Source organism: Undibacterium sp. WLHG33 (assembly GCF_049544815.1).
GTDB lineage: Bacteria > Pseudomonadota > Gammaproteobacteria > Burkholderiales > Burkholderiaceae_D > Undibacterium.
In genome coordinates, this window is the sequence record NZ_CP186697.1 from 2,265,022 (window position 1) to 2,281,856 (window position 16,835).

General features: G+C 51.6%; 15 protein-coding genes. 10 read left to right on the top strand and 5 right to left on the bottom strand.

All coding sequences use genetic code 11. The features are described from left to right. Window positions 1–8: 8 nt before the first annotated feature. Window positions 9–1,382 carry a M20/M25/M40 family metallo-hydrolase gene (locus tag ACOTSW_RS10360; RefSeq protein ID WP_423679001.1) on the bottom strand — a complete coding sequence of 458 codons (1,374 nt, stop codon included), beginning with the start codon at window positions 1,380–1,382 and terminating at the stop codon, window positions 9–11. A 228-nt stretch (window positions 1,383–1,610) separates the two neighbouring features. On the opposite strand from ACOTSW_RS10360, the gene ACOTSW_RS10365 reads away from it, so the two are divergent. The 5 genes from ACOTSW_RS10365 to ACOTSW_RS10385 all read left to right on the top strand — a co-directional run bounded on the left by ACOTSW_RS10365 (window position 1,611) and on the right by ACOTSW_RS10385 (window position 5,741). Beyond that, window positions 1,611–2,906 (top strand): acetyl-CoA hydrolase/transferase family protein, encoded by a 1,296-nt coding sequence (locus tag ACOTSW_RS10365; protein WP_423682296.1) that lies wholly within the window; start codon window positions 1,611–1,613, stop codon window positions 2,904–2,906. A 273-nt stretch (window positions 2,907–3,179) separates the two neighbouring features. Beyond that, window positions 3,180–3,398, top strand: a complete 219-nt coding sequence (locus ACOTSW_RS10370; RefSeq protein WP_423679003.1) for a hypothetical protein — start codon at window positions 3,180–3,182, stop codon at window positions 3,396–3,398. Window positions 3,399–3,575: 177 nt separating this feature from the next. Next, window positions 3,576–4,337: a head GIN domain-containing protein gene (locus tag ACOTSW_RS10375; protein WP_423679004.1), complete on the top strand. Its 762-nt coding sequence runs from the start codon at window positions 3,576–3,578 to the stop codon at window positions 4,335–4,337. A 105-nt stretch (window positions 4,338–4,442) separates the two neighbouring features. Then, a complete protein-coding gene (locus tag ACOTSW_RS10380; protein WP_423679006.1) occupies window positions 4,443–5,396 on the top strand; it encodes an alpha/beta fold hydrolase in 954 nt (317 codons plus the stop codon). A 15-nt stretch (window positions 5,397–5,411) separates the two neighbouring features. Beyond that, complete coding sequence (locus ACOTSW_RS10385; RefSeq protein WP_423679007.1) at window positions 5,412–5,741, top strand: c-type cytochrome; 330 nt, start codon at window positions 5,412–5,414, stop codon at window positions 5,739–5,741. 648 nt (window positions 5,742–6,389) lie between these two features. Here ACOTSW_RS10385 and ACOTSW_RS10390 read toward each other — a convergent pair. Continuing rightward, window positions 6,390–6,602, bottom strand: a complete 213-nt coding sequence (locus tag ACOTSW_RS10390; protein WP_200179576.1) for a cold-shock protein — start codon at window positions 6,600–6,602, stop codon at window positions 6,390–6,392. 518 nt (window positions 6,603–7,120) lie between these two features. Here ACOTSW_RS10390 and ACOTSW_RS10395 point away from each other — a divergent pair. Next, the gene (locus ACOTSW_RS10395) at window positions 7,121–9,514 is read left to right on the top strand and encodes a TonB-dependent receptor plug domain-containing protein (protein ID WP_423679008.1); all 2,394 of its coding nucleotides are present in this window, start codon (window positions 7,121–7,123) and stop codon (window positions 9,512–9,514) included. Window positions 9,515–9,703: 189 nt separating this feature from the next. Here ACOTSW_RS10395 and ACOTSW_RS10400 read toward each other — a convergent pair whose 3' ends face one another. After that, window positions 9,704–10,450: an alpha/beta fold hydrolase gene (locus ACOTSW_RS10400; protein ID WP_423679009.1), complete on the bottom strand. Its 747-nt coding sequence runs from the start codon at window positions 10,448–10,450 to the stop codon at window positions 9,704–9,706. Continuing rightward, window positions 10,447–11,220 (bottom strand): DUF1045 domain-containing protein, encoded by a 774-nt coding sequence (locus ACOTSW_RS10405; RefSeq protein ID WP_423679010.1) that lies wholly within the window; start codon window positions 11,218–11,220, stop codon window positions 10,447–10,449. Before ACOTSW_RS10405 ends, ACOTSW_RS10400 begins: the two co-directional genes overlap by 4 nt. Window positions 11,221–11,672: 452 nt before the next feature. Here ACOTSW_RS10405 and ACOTSW_RS10410 point away from each other — a divergent pair, with 452 nt between their 5' ends. The 4 genes from ACOTSW_RS10410 to ACOTSW_RS10425 all read left to right on the top strand — a co-directional run bounded on the left by ACOTSW_RS10410 (window position 11,673) and on the right by ACOTSW_RS10425 (window position 15,366). Next, on the top strand, window positions 11,673–12,068 hold the full coding sequence (locus ACOTSW_RS10410; protein ID WP_423679011.1) for a VOC family protein: 396 nt from the start codon (window positions 11,673–11,675) through the stop codon (window positions 12,066–12,068). 21 nt (window positions 12,069–12,089) lie between these two features. Continuing rightward, complete coding sequence (locus tag ACOTSW_RS10415; RefSeq protein ID WP_423679013.1) at window positions 12,090–12,488, top strand: VOC family protein; 399 nt, start codon at window positions 12,090–12,092, stop codon at window positions 12,486–12,488. 92 nt (window positions 12,489–12,580) lie between these two features. Continuing rightward, the gene (locus ACOTSW_RS10420) at window positions 12,581–13,735 is read left to right on the top strand and encodes an alpha-D-ribose 1-methylphosphonate 5-triphosphate diphosphatase (protein WP_423679014.1); all 1,155 of its coding nucleotides are present in this window, start codon (window positions 12,581–12,583) and stop codon (window positions 13,733–13,735) included. 437 nt (window positions 13,736–14,172) lie between these two features. Beyond that, the gene (locus tag ACOTSW_RS10425; RefSeq protein ID WP_423679015.1) at window positions 14,173–15,366 is read left to right on the top strand and encodes an ABC transporter substrate-binding protein; all 1,194 of its coding nucleotides are present in this window, start codon (window positions 14,173–14,175) and stop codon (window positions 15,364–15,366) included. A 41-nt stretch (window positions 15,367–15,407) separates the two neighbouring features. Here the strand turns inward: ACOTSW_RS10425 and ACOTSW_RS10430 are convergent, their stop codons facing one another. After that, window positions 15,408–16,835 (bottom strand): protein kinase domain-containing protein, encoded by a 1,428-nt coding sequence (locus ACOTSW_RS10430; protein WP_423679016.1) that lies wholly within the window; start codon window positions 16,833–16,835, stop codon window positions 15,408–15,410.

Here is a 16,835-nt window from a genome sequence, read left to right on the forward strand (position 1 = left end):
GTCTTTGTTCATTTTTTTTCTGGCATAGGGTAGCTGGCGACGCTGATATTGCCGTCTGTATCGACGGCCTGTACGCCAAAGAAATAATTGTCCTTGGATTTTCCTTTAACGGTATAGGAGAGCACATTCCCCACCATCATACTGCCCTGCCAGACGCTGCTGGTCGTGTCTCGCCAGACAATGCGGTAACCCGCAAGATCGGCTTCAGTATTGGCATTCCAGCGCATGCTGGTGTCATTTTCGAGTTGTGAGGTTTTCATCTGTACCTGTGCCGGAGCCGCCGGAGCCAGCGCCAGGCTGGCTAATGCAGCCGCGTTAACGCGGGCAACATTTGCGGTGTAATCAGCATCGACAAATTCCGGTAAGTCACCCATCTGCACGCCATTTTCTATACGGACATTCTGATGCTGATGATTGAAATCTTCATTCGGTTCAGTAAAGCGCAGTGCGGCATAACCCTGTTCGAGGAAAGGAATATGATCGCCACCGCGCAGATAGCGGTCGCGCCGGTGGATGATATTCACAGTAAAGCCGGGTACATAGCGCTCACCGGTTTCTTTGACGTGGCGCGCCAGCTGGCGCGAGAGCGAATCGCTTTCACCACCGGTGGCAATCAGATTGCGGGTCGCGTCCGGTATTTCTTTGACAGCCGGTATTCCTTCTGCAAACAGGCGCACCGATTTGTTATCGACCTCACCGTGTTCTGAACGTGAACTGCCAATAATGTCATTCGTGAACATACCGGCGATATTCATCTTTTTTTCTCTGGCTTGTTTTGCCCAGTGCGTGGCGCCGTACAAACCTTGCTCTTCCGCCGCGACTGCCATGAAAACGATGTTCGCATCAAAACGATGTTGTGCCATTACACATGCCATTTCCATGACGGCTGCAGTGCCCGACGCATCATCATTCGCGCCGGGCGCAAATGACGTGGCATCCATCACATCAGTAGCGCGTGAATCATAGTGCCCGCTGACGACGTAATAACGGCCGGGGTCTGTTTTCCCCTTCAGGGTCGCAACCACATTCACAATCTCGGTTGGTTTGTTGATGCGGCGGCCACCTGCTTCGACATAGCTGTCGAATTGCACGTCGAGCTGTCCGTTACTGCAGCGCTCCAGTTCCGCTTTGATCCAGCGTCTTGCAGCACCGATGCCTACGGTATCAGACTGTGTTTCTGACATCGTATGGCGGGTATGAAAACTGACTAACTTACGAATGTATGCATCAATGCGCTGTGCAGATATCTGCTGCACGATTTCCTTGATCTGTGGTTGTTGCTGAGTATTTTTTTGTTCGGCAAGCTGCGCACCCGCAGGTAAGGCTGAAATCAGTAAACCGGCATAAAACAATATTGAATAGGAAAAAGACTTCGTGAACATAAGGTGTATTCCTGAGAAAAATGACAGCAGGCCAATAACTCACATACCTGCGAAGGCTGATGGATATTACATGAAGTCGCTTTGACAAGCAGATCATCAGGTTCTTTTGCGCCAGCACAAATTTGGTGCAAATGTCGTTCGCATGACTGCGCTGCAACATGAATTGACGTTAACATGGTCACGAGCAGGAGACCAACTGATTAACACCTTAGAGAGTGCCAAACCATGATGTCTGTACAGGAGTTGTATCGTCAAAAACATCTTTCACCGGAAGACGCCATCCATCAGGTGAGAGATGGTGATTTCATTGTCGTACCAACCGGTGTCGGTGAGCCACCGGCTTTATTGTCTGCCTTATCGGAACAACGTCGCCGCTTCCGCGATGTCAAGGTGGCGCAGATTTTACCGATCAGAAAATTTGGCTATTTTGATCCGTCGACGGCGGAACATGTCCGCCATGTCGCATTCTTTTTCGGCGCAGCATCGCGTGCCGGTGGACAGGCTGGCGATATCGATTTTATACCCAGTTATTTTTCAGAAATGCCGATGCTGATCGAGCGTGGCATGATTCCCTCCGATGTCGTGTTTACGCTGGCTTCTCCTATGGATGAGCATGGCTATTTTTCCCTGAGTCTGGCAGCTGATTACACGATGGCAGCGATTGCCAAAGCGCGTGCAGTGGTGCTGGAAGTGAATCCCAATGTGCCGTTTGCGAATGGCTCCTGTCATATTCATATTTCCCAGGTCGCGGCACTGGTGGAAAGCAATGAAGCCGTCACTGAAGTCGGCCTGCCGGTGATAGGGCCAGTGCAAGAGGTGATAGGCAAATATGTGGCCGATATGATTGATGATGGGTCGACACTGCAGATCGGTTACGGTGGTATTCCTGATGCGGTGGTGATGCAACTCACGAACAAGCATGATCTTGGCATTCATACGGAAATGATCGGCGACGGCATCATGACACTGGTGGAAAGTGGCGCCGTCACTAACCGCAAAAAGACATTCATGCCGGGAAAAATGATCGCCACTTTTGCACTGGGCTCAAAAAAACTGTATCAGTTTATTCATCGCAATCCGGCACTGGAAATGCATCCGGTGGACTTTACCAATGATCCGTATCTGGCGGCCAAAAATGACAAGCTGATCGCGATTAATGCGACCTTGCAAATTGACTTGCTGGGACAGTGCGGATCGGAAAGTCTTGGGCCTGTACCGTATTCGGGCACAGGCGGGCAGGTCGATTTCGTACGGGCGGCGAACCGTTCCCGCGATGGCAAGGCGTTCATCGTCTTACCCGCAACGGCGAAAGACGACAGCATCACCCGTATCGTGCCGACACTGACTCCGGGCACTCATGTTACGACCGGTAAAAATGATATTAACTATGTTGTTACCGAATTCGGCGTTGCACAGTTGCGCGGTAAATCGGCGAAGCAACGTGCGCAGGAAATGATCGCGATTGCTCATCCGGATTTCCGCGCGGAATTGACACAGGAAGCCAGACGCTTGCATCTGCTGTAATGATGATGGCGGTGTGATCTTACTTGACAAGAGTCCACGATTTTATGCGCCTGCTGGCATGAAAATGCTTTGCAGGCCTTATTTTATGCGGGCTTTTTTTAAGAGATGCGCGATTGCAAAATTTGCCCTGATTATCCTGATTTCGGCAGAGAGATGGGGTGCATAGTTTATAATTGCTTAATTTTTAACAAAATGAGGTGTCCGTCCGGTTTGCCGGCGTACGCTATTCGCGGCGATGCGCGCATCCTGCAATATATCAATCAGGTAACGAGAATGAATAAATTACTGAGTGTTCTGGTGTTGTCTCTGGCTTTTCCTATGATCAGTGTGGCGCAGACGCCGGTGTTCAAATGCGAGGTCGATGGCCGCGTCGTCTGGTCGGACAGCCCATGCAAAGGTAAAGGTAAAGTGGTGCAGGTGAAATCTGTTGCGTCGTCCGAAAAGAAAAAAAACGGTGAAGCTGCCGAAGCCCCGCCGTCCGCAAGAAGATAAGCTGATCTTGGTATGCGATGTGCTGGCTGCAAATTTGCCGTGTCGGATAAGCGGTAGTCTCCTTCCGGCATCCTGGCTGTTGGCGAATGATCTCTGACCCGGAATCTGCTTTTCGCTGCAGTCACATGCGGCTACACTGTCGCTCTTTGTTTTGCTCATTTTGCCGGAGCCCCTCCTATGAAAATTTCATCATTACGACGTACCGTTATTGCTGCTGTGTTGCTGGCAACGACAGTGCCTGCGAGTGCCGGTTGGCTGGATTTTTTTCGCAAGGGAAAAACTGTCACTGGTTCCGGCAATATCCAGAAACAAGTCAGAGCGGCCAGTGGGTTTAATGAAATTGCACTCAATATTCCGGCATATCTGGAGTTGCGGCAGGGAGAAAAAGAAAGCGTCGAGATCGAGACCGATGATAATTTACAGAGCCTGATTGAGGTCGCGGTCGAGAGCGGTGCCTTACAAATACGACCGCAGCAGAAAAACGTGTATCCGGACAGCAAGACACTGAAGATTACCGTGTATCTGAAAAATCTGGCGGAGCTGAAAATCAGCGGCTGGGGCAAGGTGAATGCCGAAAAACTACAGATTCCCGGTCTGCATATTGCGATCAGTGGCTCTGCTGATGTCCGCGTACAGGATTTGCGCACTGAAATACTGGAAATCGATATCAGCGGCAGCGGTAGTTTCAGTGCCGCAGGCGCCTCAACCGAAATCAGCGGAAAAATCGGTGGCTCCGGTTCGCTGTTGATGGAAGCGCTGGAAGCCAATGACGTACGTATCCGCATCGGCGGCTCCGGCCATGTCCGCACCTGGGTGCATCATAAGCTGGATGTGACTGTCGGCGGGTCCGGCGAAATCGAATTCTATGGCGATCCTGTCGTTACTAAAACTATCGGTGGTTCTGGTCGCCTCATTCGTCTGGGCGGCGCACCACAGTAATTCTGTTGCACTGCCGGGTTCTTTTTCAGCGAAGAAACCCGACAGGCAAAAGGCGATGCGTCCTATAATCTTGCTCTTTTAATGAATTGTTTTTTTCTGTCATCAATGAGTGTCCGTCATCGCGTTTCTCTGGCTGTCCTGAGTCTCTTTATCTTGTTAGCAGGTGCTTTGTTTCTGGGTTTGGCGATCGCCTGGGCACCAGACAAATCAGTCGATGACCTGAAACAAAAATGGGCACCCGCACCTTCAAAATTCATTGATGTTCATGGTTTGCAAGTGCATGTCCGCGACGAAGGCTTGGCGGATGATCCCGTTCCGGTGATGTTGATCCATGGCACCTCATCCAGCCTGCATACTTGGGAACCGTGGGTGAAAGCCCTGAAAGCAGAACGCCGCGTGATCACCATGGATTTACCCGGTTTTGGTCTGACCGGGCCGAATCAGGAAGGTGACTACAGCACGACGGCGTACGTGCGTTTCATTCTGGATCTGATGGATAGCTTGCATCTGTCTAAAGTCGTGTTGGGTGGTAACTCGCTCGGTGGCGAAATTGCCTGGGAAGTCGCTGCCGCTGCACCGGCGCGGGTCGATAAACTGATTCTGGTGGATGCAGCAGGTTACGCGTTCACACCAAAATCGATACCGGTTGGTTTTCAGATTGCGCGCATGCCGATGATGTCGTGGGTGATGGATCACTGCCTGCCGCGCTCTATGGTTGAATCCAGCGTCAAGAATGTTTATGCGCGTCCGGAAAAAGTTACGCCAGCCTTAGTTGATCGCTATGAAGCGATGATGCTGCGCGAAGGAAACCGCCCCGCTTTACGTCAGCGCATCAGCCAGCTTGCCATCGGCGATCATGCTGAACTGATCAAAACGATCCGTGTACCGACCCTGATACTCTGGGGCGGCAAAGATCAGTTGATACCGCCGGAAAACGCAGAGTGGTTTCAGCGTGATATTGCTAACAGTAAGCTGATTATGTTTGATGAACTCGGCCATGTTCCGCAGGAAGAAAATCCCGTCGTCACCGTCGCTGCGGTTCGCATATTTTTACAGTAATCTGAGGAGCCTGTTATGCCTGCTTTTCGCCTGTATATTTCTTGTGGTCTTGTCGCACTGAGTTTGCTTGGTACCGGTATTGCGGGCGCCGAAGATGTAATAGCCGAAGGAAAGAAAATCTTCAATCAGAAAGCCGAGCCGAAATGTGCAATGTGCCATAGCCTGAAACATGCAGATTCGTATGCAGAAGGCGGCCCCGACCTGGACGAGCTGAAGCCGGATGCGGTACGGGTGGAAAAAGCAGTGCGTAACGGCATAGGTGAAATGCCGGTGATTACCGGATTGACTGATGCAGAAATCAAACTGGTGGCGCGCTATCTGGCGGAAGTCGCTGGTAAGAAATAAGCTGGCAAAAAATAATTCAGTGCAATCTGCACAGACGCACAAACCTTATATCTGCGCTCGTTCTGATCGGCTAAAACAAAAGCGACAGACAACAAAAAGCCCACCATGCGGTGGGCGATCCATTCATTGCAGTGACTCGTCAGCAACCCATGCTATCTGCGTGGTGCCACTGACTGTAACAATGCCCGTGCTATCTGCGCGGTGCTTGTCGTGGTGAGTCACTTTTTTTCTGTGTTGTCAGTCAATACTGGCAACCTCAGAGGGCAAAACGAATGCGTACCTTCGCAAGATCGACCAACGCATTTTTTCATGATGCACACGCATCAGTAAAAAAGAGATGGACGATTGCATAGCAAAAAGCAGATGCTTTCCAGTAAAACTCACTGATCAACTACACCATTTTCCGATAACCCATACTATCTGTATGGTGCCACCAGCCGGTGAGAATTGATTGCCGCCAGAGTGCACTGCGTGAGAGCAGCGTACCGGTATGCGAAGGTTTGCTGTAACGGTCAGACTTTGTTCATCAGCAACCCATGCTATCTGCATGGTGTCACTGGCCGGTATTGCAGAACAAATTTTTCATCACAGCAAAAACGGTTGGCGCTGTTCTGGCAAGCATCGCCTGCCGGAATATGCCGGGAGACTTTAAGCCAGAATCTGGATATTGCCTGCTTTGTCGCCTTTAGGGCCTGTCGTGCGTTCAAAAGAAACGCGCTGATTTTCGCTCAGACTTTTGAAGCCGCTTGATTGAATGTCCTGAAAGTGGGCGAACAAATCTGCACCACCTGCATCAGGAGCGATGAAGCCGAAGCCCTTAGCGTCGTTGAACCATTTTACGATACCTGTTTGATTACTCATTTTTATTCCTTTACGTGAAACATAGGCGAAATTGCCTTCGAGGCACTTGAAACCAAGAAATAAAACCGGAGGAGAAAAAACAGAACAGCCAGAGGATACAGCTATGCGGAATTGGGACCAACAATATAAGGACTTGATGCAAGTACGAGACGGAATATACACGGTAAAACAACAATCACCTAATTTTATTTTCGCTACCTGTCAGTGCTGAGTGCGAAAAATTGACGCGTCGCACGACCAAAAAACCAGCGGTTTTCATAGACAAAAAAAGGCTCAGAGACGGGTGTATAAGTGCTTGTTTTTATTGCGAAAATAAGTCGAAAATATTTTTTATCATCTGGGTTTTATATGATTCTTTCGTGGCTTTTTTCATATTCCATATATCTTTTTCATCTTTTCTAAGTAAAAAAAGGTCGTTGGGCAGCCAGCCCTCAGCACGTAGCATGAATCTCCATCGCGGCAATTTTTTCAGGCTGCATGACAGGTTTTTGTTTTTTCAAATATCAAAGAGGTTATTCATGCGTGCGCAACACACTGTTTCTATCCCTGTTCCCCGTCGTTCCATCAGTTTGCTGATCGGCGCATTGTTTTGCGGTCTGGCAGCTCCGGCTGTACATGCCCAACAAACGCAGCTTGCTGAGGCCGATACCGTCATCGTCACCGGCACGCGCAGCATCAAGCGCACGGTTTCTGATTCTGAAGCACCGATCGATATTCTGAGCAGTAAAGATCTGCAGGCCAGCGGCACTGGTGAACTCGGAACGGCATTAAGCCGCTTGCTGCCTTCCTTGAATTTTCCGCGCCCTGCTGTCGCTGACGGCACTTCTGCGAGTCGTCCGGCACAATTACGCGGCTTGTCGCCGGATCAGACGCTGGTGTTAGTCAACGGCAAGCGCTGGCACACGACAGCGATTGTCAATGTCAATGGCACCGCCGGGCGCGGCTCTTCACCCGCAGATCTGAATACCATTCCGATTTCTGCAATTGAAAAAATCGAAGTGCTGCGCGATGGCGCCGCAGCGCAATACGGTTCAGATGCGATTGCCGGTGTGATCAATATCATCCTCAAAAAAGGTGCGGAGGGTGGCGAGCTGCAGGCCAGCGGCGGACAATACAGCAAAGGCGATGGCACGCAAGGTGCGCTGAGTGCCAACTTTGGTACCCAACTGGGTGACAAAGGCTGGGTACGTTTTACCGCGGAACAAAAATATCAGGGCGAAACCAACCGCGCGGGTGCTGATCTGCGTAATCCGGCCGAGCCTTTGTATGGCAAGGTCACGCAGAAACAAGGCGACCCGAAAGTACAGCAAACTAATCTGGGGCTGAATGCGTCATTGCCGCTGAATAATGATCTTGAACTGTATGCGTTTGCAAACGTCAGCCAGCGTGATTCAGATGCGGCGGCGACCTGGCGCACGGCTTACACCAGCGGCACGACCTTGCGCACACCGCTGTATCCGCAAGGGTTTTTACCGAATGAAGCGGCGAAAAATACGGATGTATCCACTGTCGTCGGAATCAAAGGTCGGGTCGATGGCTGGCGCTGGGATGCGAGTGCGAATTACGGATCAAATGAATTCAGCCTCGATGTGAATAACAGCGTCAACCTCAGTTTAGGTGCGGCCAGCCCGACCAGTTTTTACGCTGGTAAATTGAAAAATTCGCAGACACTGGCGAACTTCGATGCGGCCAAAGAATTTGAATTTGCCGGTCTGGCAAATCCGCTGACACTGGCGGTTGGTGCCGAATACCGGCGCGATCAGTATGAGATCAGCGCCGGTGAGCCGAATTCATATTTCGGCAGCGGTGCGCAAGGTTTCTCCGGCTTCCAGCCATCGAATGCAGGCAGTTATAACCGCCACAGCACATCGGTGTATGCGAACGTTGAAGCCGAACTGACTAAGCAACTCAGCGCCTCAGTCGCTGTGCGGCATGAAAATTACAGCGATTTTGGCAGCGTCACTTCCGGCAAATTATCGGGCCGTTTTGCTGTGACACCGGAATTTGCGTTACGCGGTGCGGCGTCTAATGGCTTCCGCGCACCATCGTTAGCACAACAGAATTACACGATCTCAACTACCAATCTGATCACCATTAACGGTACGTCGCAACTGGTTGATACCGGCACTTTCGGCGTTGCCACGGCAGCCGCAAAAGCCTTAGGTGCGAAACCGCTGGAAGCTGAAAAATCGCGCAACTACAGTCTGGGCGCGGTATTGCAGCCGAATAAAAATGTCTCGCTGAGCGTCGATGCGTATCAGATCGATATTGATAACCGCATTTTGTATTCCGGTAATCTGGTGTTGCCCGCCGCCTTGCAAAGCGTGCTGGCGAAGCAGGGCGTGCTGGTCGGTGCGGCGCGTTATTTCACGAATGCGCTGGATTCACAAACACGTGGTGTCGATATCGTCGGCACTTATCAGCTGAGCCTGACTGGCAGCGATAAACTCGGGCTGACGCTGGGTTACAACCACAACAAAACCACCGTCAGCCATGTGGCAGCAAATCCGGCGGTGCTGGCACAAAATAACCTGTTGCTGATCGACCGGCAATCGTTGTTGCGCGCGACGGATTCGGCACCAAAAGACAAGCTGACTTTCAGCGCTGATTATGCAGTCAATCAATGGACGGCGCGCGCGCAGGCAACCCGTTACGGCAGCTTCGTTTCGCCGCAAAATAATGCAACGCTGGATCAGACTTATGGTGCGAATGTGGTGGTCGATATTTCTGCCAGCTATCGCATCGGTAAGTGGACGCTGACCGGTGGCATCGATAACCTGGGCGACAAATATCCGGATCAGGTGACGTCGAACGGCAACCTGAATACCGGCGGCACTTTGCCTTACAGCACCTTCTCGCCTTACGGTTTCAATGGTCGTTATTTCTATGCGAAAGCCGCTTACGCCTGGTAATTTTCAGGTCAGCAGCCAGAACGAAAAAAGCCGGAAAAATTTCCGGCTTTTTCTGCATTTTTATACATTTAGGGGGAGTATATGGCGATTTGGCATTATTCTCAGCGTCAATGCTGGGCTTAAAAATATACTCCCCCCAGTATTTTTAAGACAAAAAAGCCGTTTTTGAGCCTGTTTTCAGCACATTTTCTAGCTGGTCCGTGACAAAAAATCGCGCAGATATTCCAGCAAAATTTCCGGCTGTTCGAGTGGCGACATGTGGCCGCAATCGTCGATGATGCGGAAAGTCGGATCAGGCAGCGCGGCGACGATATCTTCGGCTTCCTGCAAGCGCCGCATCTGGTCTTCGCGGCTGGCGACGACCAGCACCGGACAAGCAATCTGCGCGCAATCGGCATGTCCATCTTGCCGGATGATGCTTAACTGCTGCATAAAAATATCTGCGCCCAGTGTCAGTGACATTGTTTGCAGATGTTGCAGTAACAAGGCTTTGTCGCTACGCGCCGGGTGCAGTGCGCGCTTCAATGAGGTGATGGTCTGACCTTTATACGGAAAGACCTTGAGCATCTTGATTTGCTGCTGATTACGGGCGATTTCTTCGGCGCTGGTGGCGCGCGCCGAGGTGTTCAGTAACACTAGCTGACTGACGCGTTGCGGCGCTCTCGCAGCAATACGGCGGGCGACATAACCGCCAAGAGAAAAGCCGATCAGCACACATTTTTCGGGCAGATCCGCAATGATACGATCCGCCATCGCGTCGATGTCGGTGCCCTGATTCAGATCAGCAAACGACATCGTGCCGAGTTGCTGCAAGCCGCCCAGCACTTCCTGCCACAGACTGGCATCGCACATGAAGCCGGGAATCAGCACGATATGACGTGGCGTTGTGGCGGTGTTTTCTGAGTTGTGCGTGATGTTTATTTCTGAGCTTGTCATGACTGCGATTTCATTTCATTCAATGCGCCTGCGGCAATGTCGTTTACCGCGCCGAAGGTATAACGCTGTATAAGTTGAAACGGTGCGCCCGGTGCGCTTTCTGTGAACAGCGCAAGGTCGTTCAACTGCAAAGGCGCATCGATCGTAAAGAAGCTTTGCGCAGCCTGCCAGATCGCCTCTGCCTGATCCGTATGAGCTGACTGATGCAAGGCATCGGTCAGCGTCATATGAAAACGGAACTCTTCTTCGGTGTACGGATAACCCCAGCGCTGCAAGAGTTGTATTTGCCGCTCGCTCAGTGGATGCCGCTGGCGGCGGGCGATGTCGGCTGCACTCAGCGGTGCGCGGAAACGGTCGAAGGTACTGACGCAATCCATTGCTAACCGATTGACCGCGCTGACGTCGCCATGCGGACGCAGCGCCAGAAAATTTCCCATCCATTCGACTCGCGGTGCCGGAATCATCAGGCTGTGCTGGTGCTGGCAAAATGCACGTAAGGCAGCATCGAGTTGCGCGGCTGTGCTGCCTTCAGCCAGCCTGAACGGTGCTTTCAGCGTCGCATGAAAGCCATAACGGCGGGCGTCGCTGGTCAGGGCTTGAAATTCTGCGACAGTCACGCCGTCGAACGCAGGTTGCGGCAGTGCTTGTGCCAACGCTGGATCACGCCCGAGCCAGCGGCAGCCAGCCTGCCACCACGGGCTGTCTGGTTCCGGCGCAAAATACAATGCGTAACGTGTTTGCGGAGGGTGGTTGTGACTGGTCGTGCTCATCGGTTGTTTTTTCTCAGTGTTTGCATGTTCATTTTTTTTCATCCATCCGCACCCGGCGCGCAGCCTTGTGGTGTGATGATGACGGCTGATCTGGCGGCCGTTTGGCGAATTTCTAAAATTTTTCAAATTTCTCAATACAGAAAATCAAAGCCTGCGCCTATTCCAGAAGAATATTTTGTGCCTGATATGACATAGTATGAGGTGAATGCGTTGTCATTCAACATTCTTATTCCATAGGACAGACGCAGAGTTTCCCCAGCAAGGCAAAAAAGCTTTTTTCTGCTTTGGGCGACATCGCTGTTAAGCGATGTCCGTTTCGCCAGCAGGCAACATGTTGCCTGAAACCCTGGCTACACCATGGCGAGGAAGACAGTACGCAGAGTACGACTAGGAGTCATAACGCTGTTGGGGCAGCTTTACGTAAGTCCTGTATCTGAAAACCGGGAGAACTCATGATAGATCACCTCAGCACTTATGCAACAGATTATCCGGCAACGAAAACATTTTATGCCGCCGCTTTTGCCCCATTGGGATATACCTTGCAGACAGAATTTGTCGCTGAATGGAACCCCGGTTTTCCGACACAGCGGATGTGCGCGTTCGGTGTGAATGGAAAGTCGACATTCTGGATCATCGAAACTAAAGAAAAATCGACGCCGCGGCATGTTGCCTTCAGCGCTGCCTCGCGCGATGCTGTCGATCAGTTTTATGCAGAGGCGCTGACGCACGGCGGCAAAGATAACGGACAACCCGGCCTGCGTCCTCATTATCATGCCGATTACTACGGTGCTTTCACGATAGATCCTGATGGGAATAATGTCGAAGCCGTGTGCCACGCACCGCTGTGACGCAGGCAGTCAAGGAATAAAATGATTTCACGAAAAGCAGTGCTGCGGGTGGCGCGACCCACCGATCATCTGAGCGTGATCACCAGAATGTACATCGACGGCCTGGGATTTGTTTTGCTGAGCCAGTTTGCCGATCACGACGGTATTGACGGTGCAATCATCGGGCATCCGCAGCACAACTATCATCTGGAATTTACTCAGCATGCCGACTCGTATGCATGTAAGGCACCGAGCCAGGATCATTTGCTGGTCTTTTATCTGCCTGATGAGGCAGAATGGCAGCATGCCTGCGAGCGCATGCTACAAGCGGGCTTTTTGCCGGTGCGATCGGCGAATCCTTTCTGGGATGTGACCGGAAAGACGTTTGAAGATGCCGATGGCTACAGGGTGGTATTACAACATTGCGCATGGACTTTGTGACGATCTGATCGCCGCAGCAAAATCGCAGATATAACCGGGTTTTTTTCCCGGATTTTTAGATGGTTCACCGTTTTTCAAGGATGCAGTACTTCATGAATTTTGCTTCGCATACAGCGTTTTCTATCCGCAATGCGCGTGTTGTCACCGCGGATCGGGTGCTGACAGGCGGTATCGTCGTCAGCCACGGTCGTATTGATGACGTTAATTCAGGCGCGGCAATGCTGACCGGGGCTGACTGGGAGGGGGATTATCTGTTACCCGGTCTGGTGGAATTACATACCGATAATTTAGAAAAGCATCTGATGCCGCGCCCGAAAGTGAGCTGGCCGGTGCTGCCTGCCATCATCGCGCATGACGCACAGATTGCTTGTTCCGGTATCACGACAGTGCTGGACGCGATTGCCATCGGCGATATCGACCCCGACAGCATGCGTACCCAAATGATGCAGGCCAGCGTACAAGGACTGGCCTGTGCCAGGCAGGTGGGCGTACTGCGCACCGATCATTTTCTGCATCTGCGACTGGAGCTGGCAGAGGCGCGTTTGCTGGAATTATTTACGCCGTTTTTAAATGACGAACACTTGCGGCTGGTGTCACTGATGGATCACACGCCGGGGCAACGACAATGGACTGACCTTGAACATTACCGCGTCTACGTCACCGGTAAACGCGGCTGGACGCACCAGAAAGTCGATCAGATGCTGGAAGTGCTGAGCGATCGTCAGCAGCAGTACGCAGAACAAAACCGGGCGCAGATCGTCAGGCTATGCCGCGCTCAGGCGCACGGTATTCCACTGGCGACCCATGATGACACGACCCACACTCACGTGCTTGAAGGCGTGCGTGACGGCGTGACGATTTCTGAATTCCCGACCACGCTGGAAGCAGCGCAGTTTGCGCATCAGCATGGCTTATCCATCGTCATGGGCGCGCCGAACCGGGTGCGTGGTGGCTCACATTCCGGCAACGTCTCGGCGAGTGAATTAGCGCGCCACGATTTGCTCGATATTCTGTCGTCAGATTATGTTCCCGCCAGCTTGCTGCACGCCGCTTTTTTACTGCAGGACGATGGTTACTCTTTGCCGAAAGCCGTGTCCACCGTCAGCCTGCAACCCGCACAGCAGATAGGTCTGCAGGATCGCGGTCAGATCGCCCCCGGACTACGCGCTGATTTTATCCGCGTCCGCATCATTGAAGGCATCCCCGTTGTGATGGGGGTCTGGAAGCAAGGTTATCAGATTGCCTGAGCGTGTCTGACTGCGTTTCTGTCATTTAATTTACCCCCGCTCTTTTTCCTGTCGCTCGCCTGTACCATGAGGTGCAGGCGTAATTTGCTTCGGTGAAACGCATTGTCCAGTCGGAATCGTGTGGTCATCAGCATGTCAAAAAAATGTGTGAAATTACAACAGCTGAGCATTTATTTTTGATGGAAGAAAAACCTGATGGTCAGGCTATTTTGGAGCCATGCGAGAAATTTTCTACAGTGCAGGTAGTGATGCGTATTGTGTTGCGGAAATTTTAAGTCATCGATTTATGTTGAAAATCAAGAAAGCATTTTGTTTTTTAATTTATATTTCCAATTGACAACTAAATGGTGCGCAGTTACGTTCTCAGCACGAGAAAATCTGCCCTGTTGTTTGCGGTATCAGGATACCGGGGTGTTTATATAATATTGGAGATAAAAATGCGCTTACGTTCGCTACTGACTGGTCTTTTATTGTGCCTGAGCGGCGCAGTACACGCGGAAGAACCGCCGATCCGCATCGGCGTTATTGGCCCTTTCACCGGTAAATCATCGACGGATATGGGGGAAAGTATTCGTGGCGGAGCGCGTGTTTTTCAGGCTGATCTGAATCAGATTGGTGGTGTGCTCGGACGCAAAATTGAAATCATCGAACGCGATGATCAGGCGAAGCCAGAGTTGGGTGTGGCGATGGCAAAAGAGCTGATAGAAAAAGAAAAAGTCGTAGCGGTGGTTGGTTATGCTAATACCGGCGTGGCATTACAAGCAGCGAAGGTATTTCAGGACGCAAAAATTCCTCTGATTGTCAGTGTGGCGACTGGTGCTGGTCTGACTAAGTTCATGCCGCCTGCAGTTCCGCACAGTTATGTGTTCCGCTTATCGGCCAGTGACAGTATTCAGCCGGTTGCGATGCTGCACGATGTGGTTGATAAACGTAAGCTGACGCAGATCGCGATTCTGCATGACGACACGCCTTATGGTCAGTTCGGTAAAGATAATCTGGTTGCTGAGCTGCAAAAACGTAAGCTGGCACCAGTCAGCGTGCAGAGTGTGAAAATCGGTGAGCAGGATATGACCAGCCAGATGGCACAGGCGAAGCAGGCTGGTGCACAGGTCATTATCTTGTATTGCCTGTCTTCGGAAGCAGCAGCGGCCGCGAACAGTATGAGCAAGGCGAAAGTGAATCTGCCCTTGGTCGGCAGCTGGATTTTGTCGCAAAAGAGTTTTGCTGATACTGCCGGTGGCAATGCGGAAGGTGCGCGTATGCCAGTGACATTTATCGAAAGTGATTCCACACGCAGCAGCAGCTTTTCTTTATCTTATCTGCGTCTGAATAATGCCAAACACATCCCATCAGCTGTGGCTGCGGCGCAGACCTACGATGCCTTGCGTTTGCTGAGCCTGGCGATTATGCAGGCAAACTCGACTGAATCGGAAAAGATCAAAGACGCACTCGAAGACATGAAATATGAAGCAACCTCGACGGTCGTCACGCGCTATAAAAAGCCTTATACAAAAACAGATCACGAAGCGATTACACAATCCATGATCGTGATGGGTGAAATCCGCAAGGGCAAAGTTTCTTATGCGTATAAAGAGGATGCAAACAGCGGCCTGATGGTACGTACTAAATAAGTTCAGGGAGTTCCCGGTTCTTTTGTATAGGCAGCGGGCAGCTATTTTTCTGCGGTTTTGACGACCGTCACAGTGCAGGCTGCCTCTGCTACCACCTGCGCGGAAACGCTGCCCAGATAACGGCGCAGCGCAGAGGTACCGCGCGAGCCGATGATGATGTGATCGACATCGTTGTTGTGCGCATATTCGATGATCGCCCCAGCGGGATCCGGTGCTTCAATCACGTGAAATGTGATTTTATCGGGGCTGATATTCAAGGGTCTGGCCCAGTGCTTGAGCTCAACCAGTTGCTTAACATGGATGTTTTCGCCTTGTTTGATTAGGCTGTCATCCATGCCGATACGACTGGTTTTGCGTATGGTCAGACAGGCGAGTCTTGCTCCCGGCTCGGTCTGTAGCATGCGCCGTGTGATATTGCGCAGGTTTTCTGCCAGCGCTTCTGAACCTCGCGTCAGATCCAGCGCAGCAACGATAATCGGTGCCTTGGCTAACTGTTCCGAAATACTGTGTTGTAAAACCGGTTCTATGCCAGAGGCTTTCAGACGCCGTTTAATCACAGACAGATAACCGTCTTGCTGCTTTTTTTCTGCACGCCCGGTCAGCGTCAGTTGATCCGGGTATTGCAGCAAAAACGCTAACTGTGCCGCAGTGTCAAAGCGCGCTGCCGGTTCTACTTCCAGACAACGCAGGATAATTTCCTGCAGCCATGCTGGTATATCCGGGCGGTGGCTGCGTGGCGGAACCGGGTCGCGGTACAGACGCTTCTTTAACCCTGAAACCGAGGTCGGATGACCGAAAGGTCGCTCGCCCGTCGCCAGATGGTAGAGTAAAACACCGAGCGAAAATAAGTCACTGCGCGGCTCATTGCGCACACCCAGCACCTGTTCCGGCGAGATATACGGACCAGTGCCCATAGGCAGACGGAATTCTTCGTCCAGCAGATCCGGCAGACGATCATGACGTGATAATCCGAAATCGATCAGCACTGCCACACCCTCGCGGAACATGATATTGCTGGGTTTCAGGTCAAGATGAATCACATTCTGCCGGTGCAGATCCTGCAGGGCATTCGCTACTTTAATCCCGATATTGACAACTTCGCTGATCGGTAACGGTGCTTGGGCGAAACGACTGCGTAACGACTCTCCTGCAATTTGCTCCATCACGATATACGGTTGCGCATCAAAATCACCGGAGCCAAAAAAACGCGGCACGTGTATGCCTTTCAGTTTCGGCATGATCATCTGCTCGACTTCAAACGCAACGATAGCGGTAGGGTCGTCAGAGGAAAGCAGCAGCGGTACTTTCATGATCAGTGGCGGCACACCGTTTTCCAGCCCCGGTTTGCCGACATGACGCTGGCGCAAATCGGTGACGCGCCAGAGCGCCGCCATACCACCGGTATGTAATTTTTCTTCTAAGCGGTAACCATCAAATTCCATGCCGGCTTGCAGGCTGTGCGGGCTCAT

Excerpts from the sequence above, each read along its gene's own strand:
- ACOTSW_RS10360 (WP_423679001.1), bottom strand. The coding sequence starts at position 1,382 with ATGTTCACGAAGTCTTTTTCCTATTCAATATTGTTTTATGCCGGTTTA.
- ACOTSW_RS10365 (WP_423682296.1), top strand. The coding sequence starts at position 1,611 with ATGTCTGTACAGGAGTTGTATCGTCAAAAACATCTTTCACCGGAAGAC.
- ACOTSW_RS10370 (WP_423679003.1), top strand. The coding sequence starts at position 3,180 with ATGAATAAATTACTGAGTGTTCTGGTGTTGTCTCTGGCTTTTCCTATG.
- ACOTSW_RS10375 (WP_423679004.1), top strand. The coding sequence starts at position 3,576 with ATGAAAATTTCATCATTACGACGTACCGTTATTGCTGCTGTGTTGCTG.
- ACOTSW_RS10380 (WP_423679006.1), top strand. The coding sequence starts at position 4,443 with ATGAGTGTCCGTCATCGCGTTTCTCTGGCTGTCCTGAGTCTCTTTATC.
- ACOTSW_RS10385 (WP_423679007.1), top strand. The coding sequence starts at position 5,412 with ATGCCTGCTTTTCGCCTGTATATTTCTTGTGGTCTTGTCGCACTGAGT.
- ACOTSW_RS10390 (WP_200179576.1), bottom strand. The coding sequence starts at position 6,602 with ATGAGTAATCAAACAGGTATCGTAAAATGGTTCAACGACGCTAAGGGC.
- ACOTSW_RS10395 (WP_423679008.1), top strand. The coding sequence starts at position 7,121 with ATGCGTGCGCAACACACTGTTTCTATCCCTGTTCCCCGTCGTTCCATC.
- ACOTSW_RS10400 (WP_423679009.1), bottom strand. The coding sequence starts at position 10,450 with ATGACAAGCTCAGAAATAAACATCACGCACAACTCAGAAAACACCGCC.
- ACOTSW_RS10405 (WP_423679010.1), bottom strand. The coding sequence starts at position 11,220 with ATGAGCACGACCAGTCACAACCACCCTCCGCAAACACGTTACGCATTG.
- ACOTSW_RS10410 (WP_423679011.1), top strand. The coding sequence starts at position 11,673 with ATGATAGATCACCTCAGCACTTATGCAACAGATTATCCGGCAACGAAA.
- ACOTSW_RS10415 (WP_423679013.1), top strand. The coding sequence starts at position 12,090 with ATGATTTCACGAAAAGCAGTGCTGCGGGTGGCGCGACCCACCGATCAT.
- ACOTSW_RS10420 (WP_423679014.1), top strand. The coding sequence starts at position 12,581 with ATGAATTTTGCTTCGCATACAGCGTTTTCTATCCGCAATGCGCGTGTT.
- ACOTSW_RS10425 (WP_423679015.1), top strand. The coding sequence starts at position 14,173 with ATGCGCTTACGTTCGCTACTGACTGGTCTTTTATTGTGCCTGAGCGGC.
- ACOTSW_RS10430 (WP_423679016.1), bottom strand. The coding sequence starts at position 16,835 with ATGAGCCCGCACAGCCTGCAAGCCGGCATGGAATTTGATGGTTACCGC.